This window comes from Mycobacterium sp. NGS56 (genome assembly GCF_059812425.1).
Genome location: NZ_JCALCQ010000001.1, coordinates 246720 through 265604, shown reverse-complemented (window position 1 = coordinate 265604; position 18885 = coordinate 246720). Strand labels below are relative to the sequence as shown.

11 protein-coding genes and 2 rRNA genes are annotated in these 18885 nt (G+C 63.7%); 7 read left to right on the top strand and 6 right to left on the bottom strand.

The window, feature by feature from the left end:
* Positions 1-281: 281 nt before the first annotated feature.
* Positions 282-3392, top strand: a 23S ribosomal RNA gene (locus AC5Y4F_RS01230).
* Between the two features lie 90 nt (positions 3393-3482).
* Positions 3483-3595, top strand: a 5S ribosomal RNA gene (gene rrf / locus AC5Y4F_RS01225).
* 62 nt (positions 3596-3657) lie between these two features.
* Here rrf and AC5Y4F_RS01220 read toward each other — a convergent pair.
* The 3 genes from AC5Y4F_RS01220 to AC5Y4F_RS01210 form a co-directional block, all read right to left on the bottom strand.
* Positions 3658-4161, bottom strand: a complete 504-nt coding sequence (locus AC5Y4F_RS01220) for a methylated-DNA--[protein]-cysteine S-methyltransferase (protein ID WP_067939275.1) — start codon at positions 4159-4161, stop codon at positions 3658-3660.
* On the bottom strand, positions 4158-5645 hold the full coding sequence (locus AC5Y4F_RS01215) for an AlkA N-terminal domain-containing protein (RefSeq protein WP_499994727.1): 1488 nt from the start codon (positions 5643-5645) through the stop codon (positions 4158-4160). The genes AC5Y4F_RS01220 and AC5Y4F_RS01215 overlap by 4 nt, the downstream gene beginning before the upstream one ends.
* Positions 5646-5967: 322 nt before the next feature.
* Positions 5968-7578 carry an adenylate/guanylate cyclase domain-containing protein gene (locus AC5Y4F_RS01210; RefSeq protein ID WP_067939281.1) on the bottom strand — a complete coding sequence of 537 codons (1611 nt, stop codon included), beginning with the start codon at positions 7576-7578 and terminating at the stop codon, positions 5968-5970.
* A 45-nt stretch (positions 7579-7623) separates the two neighbouring features.
* Here AC5Y4F_RS01210 and nucS point away from each other — a divergent pair, with 45 nt between their 5' ends.
* Both nucS and AC5Y4F_RS01200 read left to right on the top strand, forming a co-directional pair.
* On the top strand, positions 7624-8295 hold the full coding sequence (gene nucS / locus AC5Y4F_RS01205) for an endonuclease NucS (protein ID WP_499994724.1): 672 nt from the start codon (positions 7624-7626) through the stop codon (positions 8293-8295).
* A gap of 23 nt (positions 8296-8318) precedes the next feature.
* The gene (locus AC5Y4F_RS01200) at positions 8319-8618 is read left to right on the top strand and encodes an Rv1322 family protein (RefSeq protein WP_082947764.1); all 300 of its coding nucleotides are present in this window, start codon (positions 8319-8321) and stop codon (positions 8616-8618) included.
* A 12-nt stretch (positions 8619-8630) separates the two neighbouring features.
* Here AC5Y4F_RS01200 and mce read toward each other — a convergent pair whose 3' ends face one another.
* Positions 8631-9098, bottom strand: a complete 468-nt coding sequence (gene mce, locus AC5Y4F_RS01195) for a methylmalonyl-CoA epimerase (RefSeq protein WP_082947765.1) — start codon at positions 9096-9098, stop codon at positions 8631-8633.
* Positions 9099-9187: 89 nt separating this feature from the next.
* On the opposite strand from mce, the gene AC5Y4F_RS01190 reads away from it, so the two are divergent.
* On the top strand, positions 9188-10369 hold the full coding sequence (locus AC5Y4F_RS01190; RefSeq protein ID WP_067939290.1) for an acetyl-CoA C-acetyltransferase: 1182 nt from the start codon (positions 9188-9190) through the stop codon (positions 10367-10369).
* 171 nt (positions 10370-10540) lie between these two features.
* The gene (locus tag AC5Y4F_RS01185; protein WP_067939293.1) at positions 10541-11458 is read left to right on the top strand and encodes a thioredoxin family protein; all 918 of its coding nucleotides are present in this window, start codon (positions 10541-10543) and stop codon (positions 11456-11458) included.
* A gap of 7 nt (positions 11459-11465) precedes the next feature.
* On the opposite strand, the gene glgB is transcribed toward AC5Y4F_RS01185, so the two are convergent.
* Both glgB and AC5Y4F_RS01175 read right to left on the bottom strand, forming a co-directional pair.
* Entirely contained in the window at positions 11466-13661 is a 2196-nt protein-coding gene (gene glgB / locus AC5Y4F_RS01180; protein WP_499994717.1) for a 1,4-alpha-glucan branching protein GlgB, read from the bottom strand.
* A 23-nt stretch (positions 13662-13684) separates the two neighbouring features.
* Positions 13685-15778, bottom strand: coding sequence for an alpha-1,4-glucan--maltose-1-phosphate maltosyltransferase (locus AC5Y4F_RS01175; protein WP_499994714.1), 2094 nt, complete (start codon positions 15776-15778; stop codon positions 13685-13687).
* A 224-nt stretch (positions 15779-16002) separates the two neighbouring features.
* On the opposite strand from AC5Y4F_RS01175, the gene glgP reads away from it, so the two are divergent.
* Positions 16003-18636, top strand: a complete 2634-nt coding sequence (gene glgP / locus AC5Y4F_RS01170) for an alpha-glucan family phosphorylase (protein WP_067939297.1) — start codon at positions 16003-16005, stop codon at positions 18634-18636.
* Positions 18637-18885: the final 249 nt, after the last annotated feature.

The window sequence follows — 18885 nt, the reverse complement described above, 5'->3', positions numbered from 1 at the left end:
AAGGAGCACCACGAAAAGCACTCCAATTGGTGGGGTGCGAGCCGTGAGGGGTTTTCGTCTGTAGTGGACGAAAGCCGGGTGCACAACAGCAAATGATTGCCAGACACACTATTGGGCCCTGAGACAACACTCGGTCGATCCGTGTGGAGTCCCTCCATCTTGGTGGTGGGGTGTGGTGTTTGAGTATTGGATAGTGGTTGCGAGCATCTAGATGAACGCGTAGTCCTTCGTGGCTGACATGTTCATCGAAATGTGTAATTTCTTTTTTAACTCTTGTGTGTAAGTAAGTGTTTAAGGGCGCATGGTGGATGCCTTGGCATCGAGAGCCGATGAAGGACGTGGGAGGCTGCGATATGCCTCGGGGAGCTGTCAACCGAGCATTGATCCGAGGATTTCCGAATGGGGAAACCCAGCACGAGTGATGTCGTGTTACCCGTATCTGAATATATAGGGTGCGGGAGGTAACGCGGGGAAGTGAAACATCTCAGTACCCGTAGGAGAAGAAAACAATTGTGATTCCGTCAGTAGTGGCGAGCGAACGCGGAACAGGCTAAACCGCGCGCATGTATAACCGGGTAGGGGTTGTGCGCGCGGTGTTGTGGGAGTGATATGTCTCAGCTCTACCTGGCTGAGGGGTAGTCAGAAAGTGTCGTGGTTAGCAGAAATGGCCTGGGATGGTCTGCCGCAGACGGTGAGAGCCCGGTACGCGAAAACCCGTCACCTACCTTGTATCAGTTCCCGAGTAGCAGCGGGCCCGTGGAATCTGCTGTGAATCCGCCGGGACCACCCGGTAAGCCTAAATACTTCTCGATGACCGATAGCGGATTAGTACCGTGAGGGAATGGTGAAAAGTACCCCGGGAGGGGAGTGAAATAGTACCTGAAACCGTGTGCCTACAATCCGTCAAAGCCTCCTCGTGGGGTGATGGCGTGCCTTTTGAAGAATGAGCCTGCGAGTCAGGGACACGTCGCGAGGTTAACCCGTGCGGGGTAGCCGCAGCGAAAGCGAGTCTGAATAGGGCGCATCCCCTTTGGGGTGTAGTGGCGTGTTCTGGACCCGAAGCGGAGTGATCTACCCATGGCCAGGGTGAAGCGCGGGTAAGACCGCGTGGAGGCCCGAACCCACTTAGGTTGAAGACTGAGGGGATGAGCTGTGGGTAGGGGTGAAAGGCCAATCAAACTCCGTGATAGCTGGTTCTCCCCGAAATGCATTTAGGTGCAGCGTTACGTGGTTCACCACGGAGGTAGAGCTACTGGATGGCCGATGGGCCCTACTAGGTTACTGACGTCAGCCAAACTCCGAATGCCGTGGTGTAAAGCGTGGCAGTGAGACGGCGGGGGATAAGCTCCGTACGTCGAAAGGGAAACAGCCCAGATCGCCGGCTAAGGCCCCTAAGCGTGTGCTAAGTGGAAAAGGATGTGTAGTCGCAGAGACAACCAGGAGGTTGGCTTAGAAGCAGCCACCCTTGAAAGAGTGCGTAATAGCTCACTGGTCAAGTGATTATGCGCCGATAATGTAGCGGGGCTCAAGCACACCGCCGAAGCCGCGGCACATTCACGTCTACGTGGATGTGGGTAGGGGAGCGTCCCTCATTCAGCGAAGCCGCCGGGTGACCGGTGGTGGAGGGTGGGGGAGTGAGAATGCAGGCATGAGTAGCGATAAGGCAAGTGAGAACCTTGCCCGCCGTAAGACCAAGGGTTCCTGGGCCAGGCCAGTCCGCCCAGGGTGAGTCGGGACCTAAGGCGAGGCCGACAGGCGTAGTCGATGGACAACGGGTTGATATTCCCGTACCCGTGTATAGGCGTCCCTGATGAATCAGCGGTACTAACCACCCAAAACCGGATCGACCATTCCCCTTCGGGGGCATGGAGTTTCGGGGCTGCGTGGGACCTTCGCTGGTAGTAGTCAAGCGATGGGGTGACGCAGGAAGGCAGCCGTACCAGTCAGTGGTAATACTGGGGCAAGCCTGTAGGGAGAGCGATAGGCAAATCCGTCGCTCATTAATCCTGAGAGGTGATGCATAGCCGATTGAGGCGAATTCGGTGATCCTCTGCTGCCAAGAAAAGCCTCTAGCGAGCACATACACGGCCCGTACCCCAAACCAACACAGGTGGTCAGGTAGAGAATACCAAGGCGTACGAGATAACTATGGTTAAGGAACTCGGCAAAATGCCCCCGTAACTTCGGGAGAAGGGGGGCCGGAATACCGTGAACACCCTTGCGGTGGGAGCGGGATCCGGCCGCAGAAACCAGTGGGTAGCGACTGTTTACTAAAAACACAGGTCCGTGCGAAGTCGCAAGACGATGTATACGGACTGACGCCTGCCCGGTGCTGGAAGGTTAAGAGGACCCGTTAACCGTAAGGTGAAGCGGAGAATTTAAGCCCCAGTAAACGGCGGTGGTAACTATAACCATCCTAAGGTAGCGAAATTCCTTGTCGGGTAAGTTCCGACCTGCACGAATGGCGTAACGACTTCCCAACTGTCTCAACCATAGACTCGGCGAAATTGCACTACGAGTAAAGATGCTCGTTACGCGCGGCAGGACGAAAAGACCCCGGGACCTTCACTACAACTTGGTATTGGTGTTCGGTACGGTTTGTGTAGGATAGGTGGGAGACTGTGAAGTACAGACGCCAGTTTGTATGGAGTCGTTGTTGAAATACCACTCTGATCGTATTGGACACCTAACGTCGAACCGTATATCCGGTTCACGGACAGTGCCTGGTGGGTAGTTTAACTGGGGCGGTTGCCTCCTAAAATGTAACGGAGGCGCCCAAAGGTTCCCTCAACCTGGACGGCAATCAGGTGTTGAGTGTAAGTGCACAAGGGAGCTTGACTGCGAGACTTACAAGTCAAGCAGGGACGAAAGTCGGGACTAGTGATCCGGCACCTCTGAGTGGAAGGGGTGTCGCTCAACGGATAAAAGGTACCCCGGGGATAACAGGCTGATCTTCCCCAAGAGTCCATATCGACGGGATGGTTTGGCACCTCGATGTCGGCTCGTCGCATCCTGGGGCTGGAGCAGGTCCCAAGGGTTGGGCTGTTCGCCCATTAAAGCGGCACGCGAGCTGGGTTTAGAACGTCGTGAGACAGTTCGGTCTCTATCCGCCGCGCGCGTCAGAAACTTGAGGAAACCTGTCCCTAGTACGAGAGGACCGGGACGGACGAACCTCTGGTATACCAGTTGTCCCACCAGGGGCACGGCTGGATAGCCACGTTCGGACAGGATAACCGCTGAAAGCATCTAAGCGGGAAACCTTCTCCAAGATCAGGTTTCTCACCCTTTTAGAGGGATAAGGCCCCCCGCAGACTACGGGTTCGATAGGCCAGACCTGGAAGCCCAGTAATGGGTGCAGGGAACTGGCACTAACCGGCCGAAAACTTACCAACACACAATCGCAACCACACTCCAGTTCGACGGCTATTCGCCGCAGAACAACTTTGACGCCACACCCCCCACCAAACAAATTTAAATAGAGTTACGGCGGCCACAGCGACAGGGAAACGCCCGGTCCCATTCCGAACCCGGAAGCTAAGCCTGTCAGCGCCGATGATACTGCCCATACGGGTGGAAAAGTAGGACACCGCCGAACATACACAAAAACACCCCCGGCAACGGGGGTGTTTTTGCATCTGCAAATAAATGGCGGAATTTTCAATCGAATAGCGATAAATCCATCTGGGCGGTCGTGTGCCTGCGCTCCATATCGAGAAGCGTTCGTTTTCGGTCGAGTCCGCCGCCGTAGCCGGTAAGGCTGCCGTTGGCGCCGATGACCCGGTGGCACGGAACGACGATCGCGATCGGGTTGTGTCCATTGGCCAAACCCACCGCGCGTGCCGACCCGGTAGCTCCGATCTGATCGGCGATCTGTCCATAGGATCGCGTCTGCCCATACGGGATCGTCAGCAGCGCCTCCCATACCTTGCGCTGGAATTCGGAGCCGCGCAGGTCGAAGTCGAAGTCGAAGTCGGTGCGTTCGCCGGCGAAATACGCGCCGAGTTGCTCGACGGCCTCGCCGAACGCCCGCGGGTTCGGCGACCAGTCGGTGCGGTTCGGCTCGTAGGTCTGGTCGACCATGCGCAGATTCGTCAGCACCGAGCCGCGACCAGCAAGGGTCAGCAGTCCGATTGGGCTGTCGATGGTTCGGTACTCGATCATGCGACCTCCTGTGGCGGCCAACGGTTTACCGGATGTTCGAGAGTGGACCAAAGGTATTGGGTGGCATAGGAACGCCAGGGTCGCCACCGCGCACTGCGCGCGACGAGCGAGCGCTCGTCGGACGGCAGGCCCAGCTGTTTGGCGGCCATGCGCAGGCCCAGATCGCTGGCGGGAAACGCGTCAGGATCGCCCAGGCCGCGCATTGCGATCACTTCCGCGGTCCATGGGCCGACCCCCGGCAAGCCGAGCAATTGCCTTCGGGCGCTTTCCCAGTCGCAGCCGGCGCTCAACACGACAGTTCCGGCGGCGAGGCCGCCGACCAGAGCACTCAGTGTCCGCTGCCGGGCCTTGGGCACGGCCAAATGGATGGGGTCGATGTCCGCGAGCTGCTCAACGGCGGGGAAGGTGTGGGTCAACGTTCCGTCGGGATCGTTGATCGGCTGCCCGTAGGCGGCGACCAGGCGCCCCGCATGGGTGCTCGCCGCCTTGGTGGACACCTGCTGGCCCAGCACCGCGCGCACCGCCAGTTCGGCTTCGTCAACCGTGCGCGGGATCCGTTGCCCCGGCGCCTTGGCTAAGACGGCGCAGAACTCCGCGTCGTCGCTCAGCGCTTCGTCCACCGCCTCCGGGTCGGCATCGAGGTCCAGCAGCCGTCGGCAACGCGCGATAGCGGTTGTCAGATCACGAAAGTCGTCGAGCACGAGCACGCACCGGACATGATCCACGGCGGGGGTCAGGGTGACGATTGCGTTGCCGAACGGAAGGCGCAGACTGCGACGGTAGGCGCCGTCGCGGACTTCCTCGCAACCGGGCACCGTGCTTGCGGCCAGATGACCGAAGACCCCGGCGAAGGCGAAGGGTGTGCGTACCGGGAGCCGAAGGCACACGGGGCCGGGGGAATTCGAGGTCAAGCCGGGGGGTGTCGTCGCGCGCTGGCGCAGCGCGCGCGGTGTGCTCTCGAAGACGGAGCGCACGGTGTCGTTGAACTGACGGATGCTGGAAAAACCGGCGGCGAAGGCGACATCGCCGAATGGCAGGTCCGTGGTTTCGATGAGCACTCGGGCGGTCTGCGCACGTTGCGCGCGGGCCAGCGCGAGTGGGCCGGCCCCAACCTCAGCCTGTAACAGGCGCTCCAGCTGTCTGGCGGTGTAACCGAGGTGGGCGGCCAGGCCGCCGACACCTTCGCGGTCCACCGTGCCGTCGGCGATCAGGCGCATCGTCCGCGCCACGACATCACCGCGCACATTCCACTCCGGAGAGCCTGGGGACGCGTCGGGGCGGCAGCGCTTGCATGCTCGAAAGCCCGCTCGCTGCGCGGCCGCTGCCGTCGGGTAAAACCGCACGTTACGCGCGAACGGCGGCCGCACGGGGCAGCTGGGCCGGCAATAGATGCGGGTGGTCAGCACCGCGGTGACGAACCATCCGTCGAACCGGGCGTCCTTGGACTGGACGGCGCGGTAACAGCGTTCGAAATCGTTGTGCACGGTTCCAGACTTACACCCGTCCACCGACAAAACTGGCGGAAAAGCGACATCGTCGTGACGGCCGGTTTGGGACCTGACTATTACCAGACAGCGGTCTGAGCCCGGATCACCAACGAATGCGCGTAGCCAAGAAGACACGTACCCGCTCAGGTGCCGACCGGGATCGCCCACCTGGCGCACGCAGTGGCGGGCCCGCAATACCGGACTGGGCGAACCGCCCGGCCTTGTCCGCGGGACCGCTCACCGACATTGCAAGTACGTGAAACTTTCGATCAGACGTTATGCAATTGTCGCCGCGCCCATTCAACTCGAAACCAATCATTCACCGGTCGACCGGCGACGCCAGCTGAGTGGGACGCTCATACCCGCGCAGGGTGACGGTGTCGCCCAAAGACCAACGGGCTCGCTCGTTTTCGCTCGCATGCTCGACGGCGTCCGCCGTCGCGAGAAGCGGCGTCGAGTGCGACTTGGCAAGCTCGCACAGGCGGGCCGCCTCGTTGACCGGCTCACCGATCACGGTGTATTCGAAACGCTCCCTGGCGCCGACGTTTCCGGCAACGGCACGACCCGCAGCGACACCGATGCCAGCCGAGAGCTCAGACATTTCATTGGCCAGTCGCTCGGTGATGCGGCGCGCGGCAGCGAGTGCCGCGTCCTCCGGGTTGTCGAGGTGGTTCGGTGCTCCGAAGATCGCCAGCGACGCATCGCCTTCGAACTTGTTGACCAGCCCACGATGTCGATCCACTTCTTCGACGACGATGGCGAAAAATTGGTTCAGTACACTGACGACTTCGGCCGGTGGCCTGTTCGTCACCAACTGCGTGGAACCGACGATATCGATGAAGACCACGGCGACGTGGCGCTCTTCGCCACCCAGCTTCGGCCGCTCGCGCTCGGCGGCCAGGGCGACTTCGCGGCCCACGTGCCGGCCGAAAAGGTCACGCACGCGTTCCCGTTCGCGCAAACCATCGACCATCGCGTTGAAACCGCGCTGCAACTCACCGAGTTCGGTTCCGTCGAACACGACCAGATCGCCGCGGAGGTTTCCCTGCTCGACGCGTCGCAGCGCCGCCATGACTACGCGCACCGGTGTCGCCGTCAGCCAGGCCAGGATCCACATCAAGACGCATCCGAAGATCAGCGTCGCAAACGACACCATCAGCACCGCGACCGCGAACTCGGTCTCGGTCAAGTTTCGCATCAGAATTTGGAATGTGGTCAGCACGATAATGCCGATGACCGGCACACCCGACCCGAGGAACCACACCGTCATGGTCCGGCCCATGATGCCGGCCGTCAGTCGCCGTGGCGGTGGCCCCGCCTCGAGCGCCTGGGCCGCCACCGGCCGCAGCGCGAACTCAGCGAGCAGATAGCTCCCGGTGGCCACCAGAATGCCGCAGAAGCCCACCCCAACGAGGAACCGCGGGATAAACAAGGTGTTGACCAGGCCGTAGAGGACCGTCAGCACTACCGCCCCGACGCCCCACAGAATGAGGTCGACCAGCGCGATTCGCCACGGGGCGACGAACGTGTTGCGCTCGTCCTCAGGGGTCGGCGGGCGCTCCTCGATCGCCCACCGCAATACGAGCACGGTCCGGCGAGTGATCCAGTAGACACCCACGGTCAGTGCGAGTGCGATATAGGCCGGCGCGGCGCCGAAGGTGACCCACCAGGGCGCGTCGTGGAACACGCTCGGTGCGGGGATGGCGACCGTCACCAACAGCAGCGCGGCGCCGATGCCGATCAGGTTTGCGCCCAGCACCAGCACGGTCAGGATGACCTGAATGCGGATGCGTCGGCGTTGTTGGCTCTCCGAGACCCGCCCGAGTAAGAACGACCCGTACGCCGGGGTTTCCGGCAGGCGGCCGCTCTGACGGGTGACTCTCTCAAGCACCCTGCCCAGGCGTTTTGCGATGGTCTGGTTGGCCAACATCGTGGCGTCAGCCTATGTCGTCGGCGAGCCTTTAAGGTGAGTCGGGTGCGTCTAGTGATCGCCCAATGCACCGTTGACTATGTCGGCAGGCTCACCGCCCACCTGCCATCCGCCCGCAGGTTGCTGTTGTTCAAGGCCGACGGGTCGGTCAGTGTGCACGCCGACGACCGCGCCTACAAGCCGCTGAACTGGATGAGCCCGCCGTGCTGGCTGACCGAAGAAACCGGTGATCGGGCCCCGGTGTGGGTGGTTGAGAACAAGGCCGGGGAACAATTGCGCATCACGGTCGAGGAGATCGAACACGACTCCAGCCACGAGCTGGGCGTCGACCCCGGGTTGGTGAAGGACGGCGTCGAGGCGCACTTGCAGGCGCTGCTCGCCGAGCACGTGCAACTGTTGGGCGAGGGCTACACGCTGGTTCGCCGCGAGTACATGACGGCCATCGGCCCGGTCGATCTGCTGTGCCGTGACGAACGAGGCGGCTCGGTGGCGGTGGAGATCAAGCGCCGCGGCGAGATCGACGGTGTTGAGCAGCTCACCCGCTACCTGGACCTGCTCAACCGCGACAGCGTGCTCGCACCGGTAAAAGGGGTGTTTGCCGCTCAGCAGATCAAGCCGCAGGCCCGCACATTGGCGACCGATCGCGGGATCCGCTGTCTGACACTGGATTACGACAAGATGCGCGGCATGGATAGCGACGAGTACCGGCTGTTCTGAGATGTCGCCACTAGACTGAACCCATGGCTCGCCGTCGTACCCCGCCACGCCGGCCGTTGGCGCCGTCGGCCCCGCGCCGGGTGGAACCCGGCCCCGACGGCCACGAGTACGAAGTCCGTCCCGTCCCGGCGGCCCGTGCGGTCAAAACCTATAGGTGCCCCGGCTGCGATCACGAAATACGCTCCGGCTCAGCACATCTGGTGGTATGGCCGATCGATTCGACGGTGGGGGGTGGCTCGGGTCAAGTCGAGGACCGCCGGCATTGGCACACGCCATGCTGGACGCACCGCGCTACCCGCGGTCCGACCAGGAGGTGGTCGTGAGGGTCGGGAGTGTCAGGCCGCCGGTTCGACGAGCTCGATCAGCACCCCACCGCCGTCCTTGGGGTGGATGAAGTTCATCCGGGAGTTTGCCGTGCCGCGTCGGGGCGCATCGTAGATCAGGCGCACGCCTTGCTCACGGAGCTGGTCGGACAGGGCGTCGAGGTCACTGACTCGAACGGCCATCTGCTGGATGCCCGGACCGCGCTTGTCGATAAACTTCGCGATCGTCGAGGACTCGTCAAGGGGGGCCATCAACTGGATCTGCGCGGTGCCCGCCGGGGCGCCGCGCACAGCCAGCATGGCTTCGCGGATTCCCTGCTCCTCGTTGACTTCCTCGTGCACCAGGATCATGCCGAGGGTGTCGTGGTACCAGGTGATGGCGGCGTCCAGGTCGGCGACTGCGATGCCGACGTGATCGATCGCCGTCACCAGGGAGGTGGCCAGGATCTGACGGGCGTCAACTTGATCGGTCGTCATCACATAACGGTAACCTGGCGGCAAAGATTGCGCTTCTCCGGGATGCTGAAACGGCCATCGAGGGAGCGCCCAGCAGGCCTTAGGAGATAGTCATGACAACGTCGGTGATCGTTGCTGGAGCGCGGACACCCATCGGCAAGTTGATGGGTTCGCTGAAGGACTTCTCCGCCAGCGATCTGGGGGCCATCGCGATCGCCGCCGCCCTGGAGAAAGCCAATGTTCCGGCCTCCGCGGTCGACTACGTGATCCTGGGCCAGGTGCTGACCGCCGGGGCCGGTCAGATGCCGGCACGCCAGGCGGCCGTGGCGGCCGGCATCGGCTGGGATGTTCCAGCCCTGACCATCAACAAGATGTGTCTGTCCGGTATTGACTCCATCGCACTGGCTGACCAGCTCATACGCGCCGGCGAGTTCGACGTGGTGGTGGCCGGCGGCCAGGAGTCCATGACCAAGGCACCACACCTGCTGATGGACAGCCGTTCGGGCTACAAGTACGGCGACGTGACGGTGCTCGACCACATGGCCTACGACGGGCTGCACGACGTGTTCACCGACCAGCCGATGGGCGCGCTCACCGAGCAGCGCAACGACGCGGACAAATTCACCCGGCAGGAGCAGGACGAGTTCGCTGCGCGGTCCCACCAGAAGGCGGCCGCTGCATGGAAGGACGGCGTCTTCACCGACGAAGTGGTGCCCGTCAACATTCCGCAGCGCAAAGGTGATCCGCTGCAGTTCACCGAGGACGAGGGGATCCGCGCCAACACCACCGCCGAGTCGCTGGCCGGCCTCAAGCCGGCATTTCGCCGCGACGGCACCATCACCGCCGGTTCGGCCTCCCAGATCTCCGACGGCGCGGCGGCGGTGGTGGTGATGAGCAAGGCCAAGGCTCAGGAACTGGGGCTGACCTGGCTGGCCGAGATCGGCGCGCACGGCGTGGTGGCCGGACCGGATTCCACGTTGCAGTCGCAACCGGCCAACGCGATCAAGAAGGCGATCAGCCGAGAGGGCATCTCGGTCGACCAGCTCGATGTCATCGAGATCAACGAGGCGTTTTCCGCGGTGGCGCTGGCATCGACCCGTGAACTGGGCGTGAATCCCGACCTGGTCAACGTCAATGGCGGCGCGATCGCTGTGGGGCATCCAATCGGGATGTCCGGAGCACGGATCACGCTGCACGCCGCCCTGGAGTTGTCACGACGCGGCTCTGGATACGCTGTCGCGGCGCTGTGCGGGGCCGGCGGGCAGGGCGACGCCCTGATCCTGCGCGCGGGTTAGCCGGCTGTCGCCGACGTTGCTGGCGCGGCCCGCCGATGACCAATTGTGATCTTCGTCATATCTGCCGATCACGACCCTGCTGCGGGGGCATTTGCGCCCCTGTCGGGGGCTGCCGGACAGCGGTCGTGACCGGGTGGATGGGTAGCCCGGGCACATGACAAACTTGACGGTGTGACGCGTCCGCGACCCTCTATCGGCCCCGCCCTGGCTGGTGCGGTCGACCTCTCCGGTCTCAAGCAACGGCCCCAGCCGGCGGGCGATCCTGCCGCCGGGTCCGCGCCGTCGTCCGCTGGGGGTGACCGCGGAATCATCGCCGTCACCGAGGCTAACTTCGAGGCCGAGGTGCTGCTTCGGTCGGAAGAAGTACCAGTCGTTGTGTTGCTGTGGTCGCCGCGCAGCGACGCGTGCGTCCAGCTGCTCGACACGTTCGCCGGCTTGGCCGCGCAGGACGACGGCAAGTGGTCGTTGACGACGGTCAACGTCGATGTCGCGCCCCGGGTCGCGCAGATATTCGGTGTCGACGCGGTCCCGACCGTCGTGGCGCTGGCCGCCGGTCAGCCGATCTCGAGTTTCCAGGGAATGCAGCCGCCCGAGCAGCTGCGCGGCTGGTTGGACCAGATTCTCTCGGCGACCGCCGGAAAGCTCAAGGGCTCAACGGGTTCCGGTGAGGCGGAGGCCGTCGATCCCGAGCTGGCCGCGGCGCGCCAACAGCTGGAGGACGGCGACTTCGACGCGGCCAAGGCGTCGTATCAGTCGATTTTGGACGCCAACCCGGCCAACACCGAAGCCAAGGGCGCGATCCGGCAGATCGAATTCCTCACGCGCGCAACCGCGCAACGCCCGGATGCCGTCGCCGTCGCCGATGCCGCGCCCGGCGACATCCAAGCCGCCCTCGCTGCGGCCGACGTGCAGATCCTCAATCAGGATGTCGGAGCCGCATTCGACCGTCTGATCGCCTTGGTGCGCAGCACATCCGGGGACGATCGCACCCTGGTGCGTACCCGGCTGGTCGAGCTGTTCGAACTCTTCGACCCCGCTGATCCCGAGGTTGTCGTCGGACGGCGTAATCTCGCCAACGCGCTGTACTGAAGCGGCCTTACTCGGGTTCCAGCCACAGCGCCGACGTGGGTGGCAGCACCAACAGTGCAGAGGCCGGCCGGCCATGCCACGGGTCTTCGGTGGCGTCGACGCCGCCCATATTGCCGATCCCCGTACCGTTATAGGCCGTTGCGTCGGTGTTGAGCACCTCGCGCCAGCGACCGGCCGACGGTAGACCCAATCGATACCCGCTGTGCTCGGTGCCCGCGAAGTTGAAGACGCACGCCATTACCGAGCCGTCTGTGCCGTACCGCAAAAAACTCAATACGTTGTTGCCCGAGTCGTTGGCGTCGATCCAGGAGTAGCCGTCGGGCACGGTGTCCTGGCTCCACAGCGCCGGGTGACCGCGATAGATGTCGTTGAGGTCGTGGACCAGGCGCAGGACCCCGTTGGAGAACCCTTGCTCGTCGAGCTGCCACCAATCCAGGCCGCGCTCTTCAGACCATTCGGCGCGCTGCCCGAATTCCTGTCCCATGAACAGCAACTGTTTGCCCGGGTGCGCCCACTGGTAGGCGAGCAGGCTGCGCAGCCCGGCCGCCTTGACGTGGTTGTTGCCCGGCATCCTGCCCCACAGCGTGCCCTTGCCGTGGACCACTTCGTCATGGCTGATCGGAAGCACATAGTTCTCGCTGAACGCGTACAGCATCGAGAACGTCATCTCGTGATGGTGGAAGCTGCGATAGATCGGGTCGCGGCTGATGTAATCGAGCGTGTCATGCATCCAGCCCATGTTCCACTTCATCGAAAAGCCCAGGCCGCCAAGGTTGGTCGGCCGCGTCACCCCGGGCCATGAGGTTGACTCTTCGGCGATGGTGACGATGCCCGGGGCGGTTTTGTGCACCGTGGCGTTCATTTCCTGCAGGAACTGTACGGCCTCCAAATTCTCCCGGCCCCCGTAGATGTTGGGGGTCCAGCCGCCTTCGGGACGTGAGTAGTCGAGGTAGAGCATCGAAGCGACCGCGTCCACGCGTAGACCGTCGATGTGGAATTCTTCGAGCCAGAACAGCGCGTTGGCCACCAGGAAGTTCCGGACCTCCCGACGACCGAAGTCGAATACGTATGTGCCCCAATCGAGTTGCTCGCCACGCTGCGGGTCGGAATGCTCGTAGAGCGGCGTGCCGTCGAAGCGCGCCAGCGCCCAGGCGTCCTTGGGGAAATGCGCCGGCACCCAATCCACCAGCACGCCGATACCGGCCTGGTGCAAGGCGTCGACCAGGGCCCGGAACTCGTCCGGTGTCCCGAAGCGGGACGTCGGCGCGTAGTACGACGTCACCTGGTAGCCCCACGATCCGGCGAAGGGGTGCTCGGCGACCGGCAGCAGCTCGACGTGGGTGAAACCGTGCTCCACCACGTAATCGGTTAGCTCGCGGGCCAACTGCCGATAGTTGAGTCCCGGACGCCACGAACCCAGATGGACCTCGTAGGTGCTCATCGGCTCGAACACCGGGTTGCGCTGCGCGCGCTCGGTCATCCAGTCGGCGTCATCCCACGTGTAGTTGCTGCGCGTAACCCGGGAGGCGGTGTGAGGCGGCACCTCGGTGGCGAACGCCATCGGGTCGGCTCGGTCGGTCACGACGCCGTCGGCGCCGTGCACGCGGAACTTGTAGAGCCCGTCGAGGGAGAACCCGGGCCAGAACAACTCCCAGACGCCCGAAGACCCCAGCACCCGCATCGGAGCTTCATCGCCGGTCCAGCCGTTGAACTCACCGATCAGATTGACGCCCTTGGCGTTGGGCGCCCACACCGCAAACGACACCCCGGTGACGACGCCGTCGGCCGTGGTGAACGAGCGAGGATGTGCGCCGAGGACTTCCCACAGCCGCTCATGGCGTCCCTCGCCGAACAGGTGAAGGTCGACCTCACCCAACGTCGGCAGAAAGCGGTATGCGTCGGCGGCGACGTACGGCTCGGCACCTTCGTAGGTGATCTGTAGCCGATAGTCGATCAAGTTGACGAATGGCAACACCACGGCGAAAAGGCCGGATTCGATGTGCTGCATGGGAAATCGATCGTCGCCAACCAGCGCGACGACTTCGGCCGCATGCGGCCGGTACGCACGAATGATGGTGTGATTGCCGTATTCGTGGGCGCCCAGAATGCTGTGCGGGTTGTGGTGTGTGCCAGCGACCAGGCGCGACAGGTCGGCCGGATCGGGCGCCAAGTGTGTCCGAGCGAGTTGATCGGCTTGGCTCATGTCCCTTTCACCTCCGGTCCGTTTCATCGCCTTCGTAGCAGTGTCATCCGTGAGTCATGCGGCACGAGCGGCATGTTGATGATGTGCGCGACCGCCTGCCCCGGATCGATGCGGACGTAATTGGCCTGACCCCATTGGAATTCCTGGCCGGTGATCTCGTCGCGCACCCAAAACCGCTCGTAGGGCTCCATACCCAAAGCTGCCATGTCTAAAAACAGCGTCGCTTCCTCGGCGCCGTAGGCATTGAGCGTCACAACCACCAACACACAGTCGCCGGTCGACGGGTCGAACTTCGAGTAGGCGAGCAGCGCATCGTTGTCCACACTGTGGAAGTGGATCGTGCGCAATTGCTGCAACGCGGGATGCACTCGGCGAATTGCGTTGAGCTGCGAGATGAATGGCTCGAGTGATCGTCCTTCGGCGAGGGCGGCCGCGAAATCGCGGGGCCGTAACTCGTATTTCTCGGAATCCAGGTACTCCTCGCTGCCCTCCCGCACCGCGCGGTGCTCGAACAGCTCGTAGCCCGAATACACTCCCCACGCGGGTCCCATGGTCGCTGCCAGCACCGCACGGATGGCGAACATTCCAGGCCCGTTGTGCTGCAAGATGGCGTGCAGGATGTCGGGGGTGTTGACGAACAGATTGGGCCGACGGAAGTCGGCGAGCTTGGCGATGTCGTTGCCAAACTCGGTCAGCTCCCACTTCGCCGTGCGCCAGGTGAAGTAGGTGTAGGACTGGGTGAAACCCAGCTTCGCCAGACCGTACTGCCGAGCAGGTGGCGTGAACGCCTCGGACAAGAACAGCACGTCGGGATCGGCGGCCTTGACCGTCGCTATCAGCCAGGCCCAGAAATCCGGTGGCTTGGTGTGCGGGTTATCGACGCGAAAGAATCTGACGCCGTGGTCGATCCAGTGCCGGACCACGCGCAACACCTCGTCATAAAGGCCGGCTGGGTCGTTGTCGAAATTGATCGGATAGATGTCCTGATATTTCTTCGGCGGGTTTTCCGCGTAAGCGATGGTGCCGTCGGGCAGTTCGGTGAACCAATCGCGGTGGTCACGCGCCCAGGGATGGTCCGGAGCGCATTGCAGCGCCAGGTCCAGCGCTACCTCCATGCCCAGCTCGCGCGTCGCGGCGACGAAGGCGTCGAAGTCCTCGATGGTGCCCAGATCCGGATGGACGGCATCATGGCCGCCCTCGTCGCTGCCAATTGCCCACGGGGAGCCCACATCCCCGGGGGCGGCGGTCGGGGAATTGTTGCGGCCCTTGCGATGTACCTTGCCGATCGGATGGATCGGCGGCAGGTAGACGACGTCGAATCCCATCGCCGCGATGCGCGGAAGCTGGGCGGCGGCCGTCGCGAAGGTGCCGTGTACTGGGTTGCCCTCGGCGTCCCACCCGCCGGTCGAGCGGGGAAACATCTCATACCAGGAGCCGAACCGGGCCAGCGGCCGGTCCACCCAGACGGCGTGCTGTTCGCCGCGGGTGACCAGATCGCGCAGGGGGTAGTCCGCCAGAATTTCTTCGATCTCCGGCCCGAGCGCCAGCACGGTCCGGGTGATCGGGTCGCCGGGCTTGCGCAGCGCAGTGGCGGCGGCCAGCAGCGGCTCGCGCAGGGGGCGCGGCACGCCCGTCGCCGCACGCTCGAACAACCCGGCGCCGATCAACAGGTCGTTGCACAGTTCGGTCTCGCCCTGACCGGCGTCCAGTTTGGCGATCAGCCCGTGCCGCCACGAATGGATCGGGTCGCCCCACCCGTCGACCCGAAAGGTCCACAGCCCGACCTGGTCGGGGGTGAACTGACCGTGGAATACGTAGGGCTCGAGGCCCATCGTCATCGGCAGCGACAGGGGCTTGATCCGCTGCTGATTGACTTTGCCATCGCCTTCGGTCATCGGCTTCGCCGGCGCCTGAACCGCCTTGGCCCGGCGGGTCTCGGTTACCTGCGGATAGCTCGGCCCGAGGTAGCGCACGACCAGGGTGGCCGCGACGGCCTCATGGCCTTCTCGCCACACCGTAGCGCTGACCGGCACGACCTCGCCGACCACTGCTTTCGCGGGATACGCGCCGCAGGAAACGACCGGTTGGACGTCATCGATCTCGACACGACCCGGCACCACCACTCCGTTCCGATTGTGTGCGGCCAACCCCGCGATGTGCACCGTGCGGAATGCCGCTCGTCGGGAAACTTCCTGTCGTGGGGAAACATTCTGTGCGGGGAGGCATCGTTGCGACCCCGATAACTACCCGATACCCACCCTAGTCTTCGGTCACACACCGCCGACGGAAAGCGATCCTTCCCACCGTGCGCGGGCTGAGAACCTCAGTAAGGTATTAACGCGTGAAAGCCCTCCGCCGGTTTACCGTCCGTGCTCACCTTCCGCAGCGATTGACCGCGCTGGACCAGCTGTCGACCAACCTGCGATGGTCCTGGGACAAGCCCACCCAGGAGCTTTTCGCCACCATCGACCCGGGCCTGTGGGAGCGCTGCAGCAGTGATCCGGTGGCGTTGCTGGGCGCGGTCAGCCCGGCGCGGCTCGACGAGTTGGCGCTGGACGAAGCGTTCCTGGGCCAACTCGACGCGCTGACCGCCGATTTGAACGATTACCTGAGTCGCCCGCTGTGGTACCAGCAGCAGGGCGTCGAAATGCCGGCCGTGATCGCGTACTTCTCCATGGAGTTCGGCATCGCCGAGGTACTGCCCAACTACTCCGGTGGGTTGGGCATTCTCGCCGGCGACCACTTGAAGTCCGCGTCCGATCTGGGTGTGCCGCTGATAGCGGTGGGCCTCTACTACCGCTCGGGGTATTTCCGTCAGTCGTTGACGGCCGACGGCTGGCAGAACGAGACCTACCCCTCGTTGGACCCGCAAGGCCTCCCACTGCGGCTGCTGACCGATGCGACCGGCGAGCCTGCCCTGGTCGAGTTGATGCTGCCGGACTCAGCGCAGCTGCACGCCCGGATCTGGGTTGCGCAGGTGGGCAGGGTTCCATTGCTGTTGCTGGATTCCGATGTCCCCGAGAACGAGCACGATCTGCGTGGCGTCACCGATCGCCTTTACGGGGGTGACCAAGAACATCGGATGAGGCAGGAGATCCTGGCGGGCGTCGGCGGCGTGCGGGCGATTCGTGCCTTCACCGATATACACCGCCTGCCCGCGCCCGAGGTGTTCCACATGAACGAGGGCCACGCGGGTTTCCTCGGAGCGGAACGCATCCGCGAGCTGATGACCGGCTCCGGACTGGACTTCGACACCGCGCTGACGGTGGTGCGCTCCAGCACGGTGTTCACCACGCACACCCCGGTGCCCGCCGGCATCGACCGATTCCCCATCGAAATGGTGCAGCTGTACTTCGACGACCATACGGGCGACGAAGCCGAACCCGGGACATCGGATGCCTCACCCGTGCTGCTGCCGGGGGTGCCGACGGCTCGCATCCTGGCGCTCGGCGCCGAGGACGACCCCACCAAGTTCAACATGGCCCACATGGGTCTACGGCTGGCCCAGCGCGCCAATGGCGTCTCGTCGCTGCACGGACGGGTGAGCCGATCCATGTTCAACGAACTGTGGCCCGGCTTCGACCCGAGTGAGGTACCGATCGGCTCGATCACCAACGGTGTTCATGCGCGCACCTGGGCGGCGCCGCAGTGGCTGCAGCTGGGCCGTGAGCTGGCCGGGTCGGATTCGTTTGCCGATCCGGGAGTTTGGCTGCGTCTCAAGCAGGTCGATGCGGGTCATCTGTGGTGGATCCGCTCGCAGCTGAGGTCCCTGCTGGTCGACGACGTCCGGCAGCGGCTGCGTCGCTCATGGCTGGAACGCGGTGCCTCCGAAGCCGAATTGGGTTGGATAGCAACAGCATTCGATCCAGAGGTGTTGACCATCGGGTTCGCACGGCGGGTGCCGACGTACAAGCGGCTGACGCTGATGCTGCGTGATCCGCAACGGCTGGAACGGCTGCTGCTCGACCAGGAGCGGCCCATTCAGCTGATCGTCGCGGGCAAGTCGCACCCGGCCGACGACGGCGGCAAGGCGCTGATCCAACAGGTGGTGCGCTTTGCCGACCGGCCCGAGGTGCGCCACCGCATCGCATTTCTGCCCGACTACGACATGTCCATGGCGCGCCTGCTGTATTGGGGCTGCGACGTCTGGCTGAACAATCCACTGCGGCCGTTGGAGGCTTGCGGCACTTCGGGAATGAAGAGCGCTCTCAACGGCGGGCTGAACCTGTCCATCCGCGATGGGTGGTGGGACGAGTGGTACGACGGCGAAAACGGTTGGGCGATACCGTCTGCCGACGGTATCGCCGACGAGAACCGGCGCGACGACCTGGAGTCCAGTGGGCTCTACACACTGCTGGAAGAAGCCGTCGCACCGAAGTTCTACGAGCGTGATGAACACGGCGTGCCGCCGCGCTGGATCGAGATGGTGCGCCACACCGTGCAGACACTGGGACCAAAGGTGTTGGCGTCGCGGATGGTGCGCGACTACGTCGAGCAGTACTACACACCGGCCGCCCAGTCGCTGCGCAAGACGATCGCACCCGTCGAGGCCACCGAAGACGCGGCCAGCGGCGGCGAGTTCGGCGCGGCCCGTGCGCTGGCCGCCTACCGCCGGCGCGCCCAGGAGGCCTGGCCCAAGATCGTCATCACCGACGTCGACAGCACCGGCCTGCCGGACAGTCCGGTGCTTGGCTCGAAGCTGACCCTGACCGCCACCGTGCAACTGGCCGGCCTGGCGACCGACGAGGTCACGGTCCAGGCGCTGCTGGGCCGGGTCGACGCCAGCGATGCGCTGCTGGACCCGATCACCGTCGAGATGTCCTACACGGGCACCGCCGAGGGCGGCAACCAGGTCTTTTCGACGACGACCCCGCTGCCGCTGGCGGGATCGGTCGGCTACACCGTGCGCGTGCTGCCGCACAATCCGATGCTGGCCGCCAGCAACGAGCTCGGTCTGGTGACGCTGGCGCGCTAGCCGGCGCCCACAAAGAGTGAATCCAGCTCGCGCTCAACAAGATTCGACCGACGCAGGTTTACCCCCAGCTCGGGGCGAACCGGTCTGTCGTATGTCCAATCCTCATTATTAAAAAAGCCCCACTCCACCGTGCTTTTTGGGCAACAATTGCACATCGGCGCAATAGCCTCACTGAGCGGAGATGCGTCATGGCGAACAAAACCGCTGCTCATTCCGCCACTCGCGGGAATCAGACCGGCGCTCACGCGA

Excerpts from the sequence above, each read along its gene's own strand:
- AC5Y4F_RS01200 (WP_082947764.1), top strand. The coding sequence starts at position 8,319 with ATGGCTCGCCGTCGTACCCCGCCACGCCGGCCGTTGGCGCCGTCGGCC.
- AC5Y4F_RS01190 (WP_067939290.1), top strand. The coding sequence starts at position 9,188 with ATGACAACGTCGGTGATCGTTGCTGGAGCGCGGACACCCATCGGCAAG.
- glgB (WP_499994717.1), bottom strand. The coding sequence starts at position 13,661 with ATGAGCCAAGCCGATCAACTCGCTCGGACACACTTGGCGCCCGATCCG.
- AC5Y4F_RS01210 (WP_067939281.1), bottom strand. The coding sequence starts at position 7,578 with ATGTTGGCCAACCAGACCATCGCAAAACGCCTGGGCAGGGTGCTTGAG.
- AC5Y4F_RS01220 (WP_067939275.1), bottom strand. The coding sequence starts at position 4,161 with ATGATCGAGTACCGAACCATCGACAGCCCAATCGGACTGCTGACCCTT.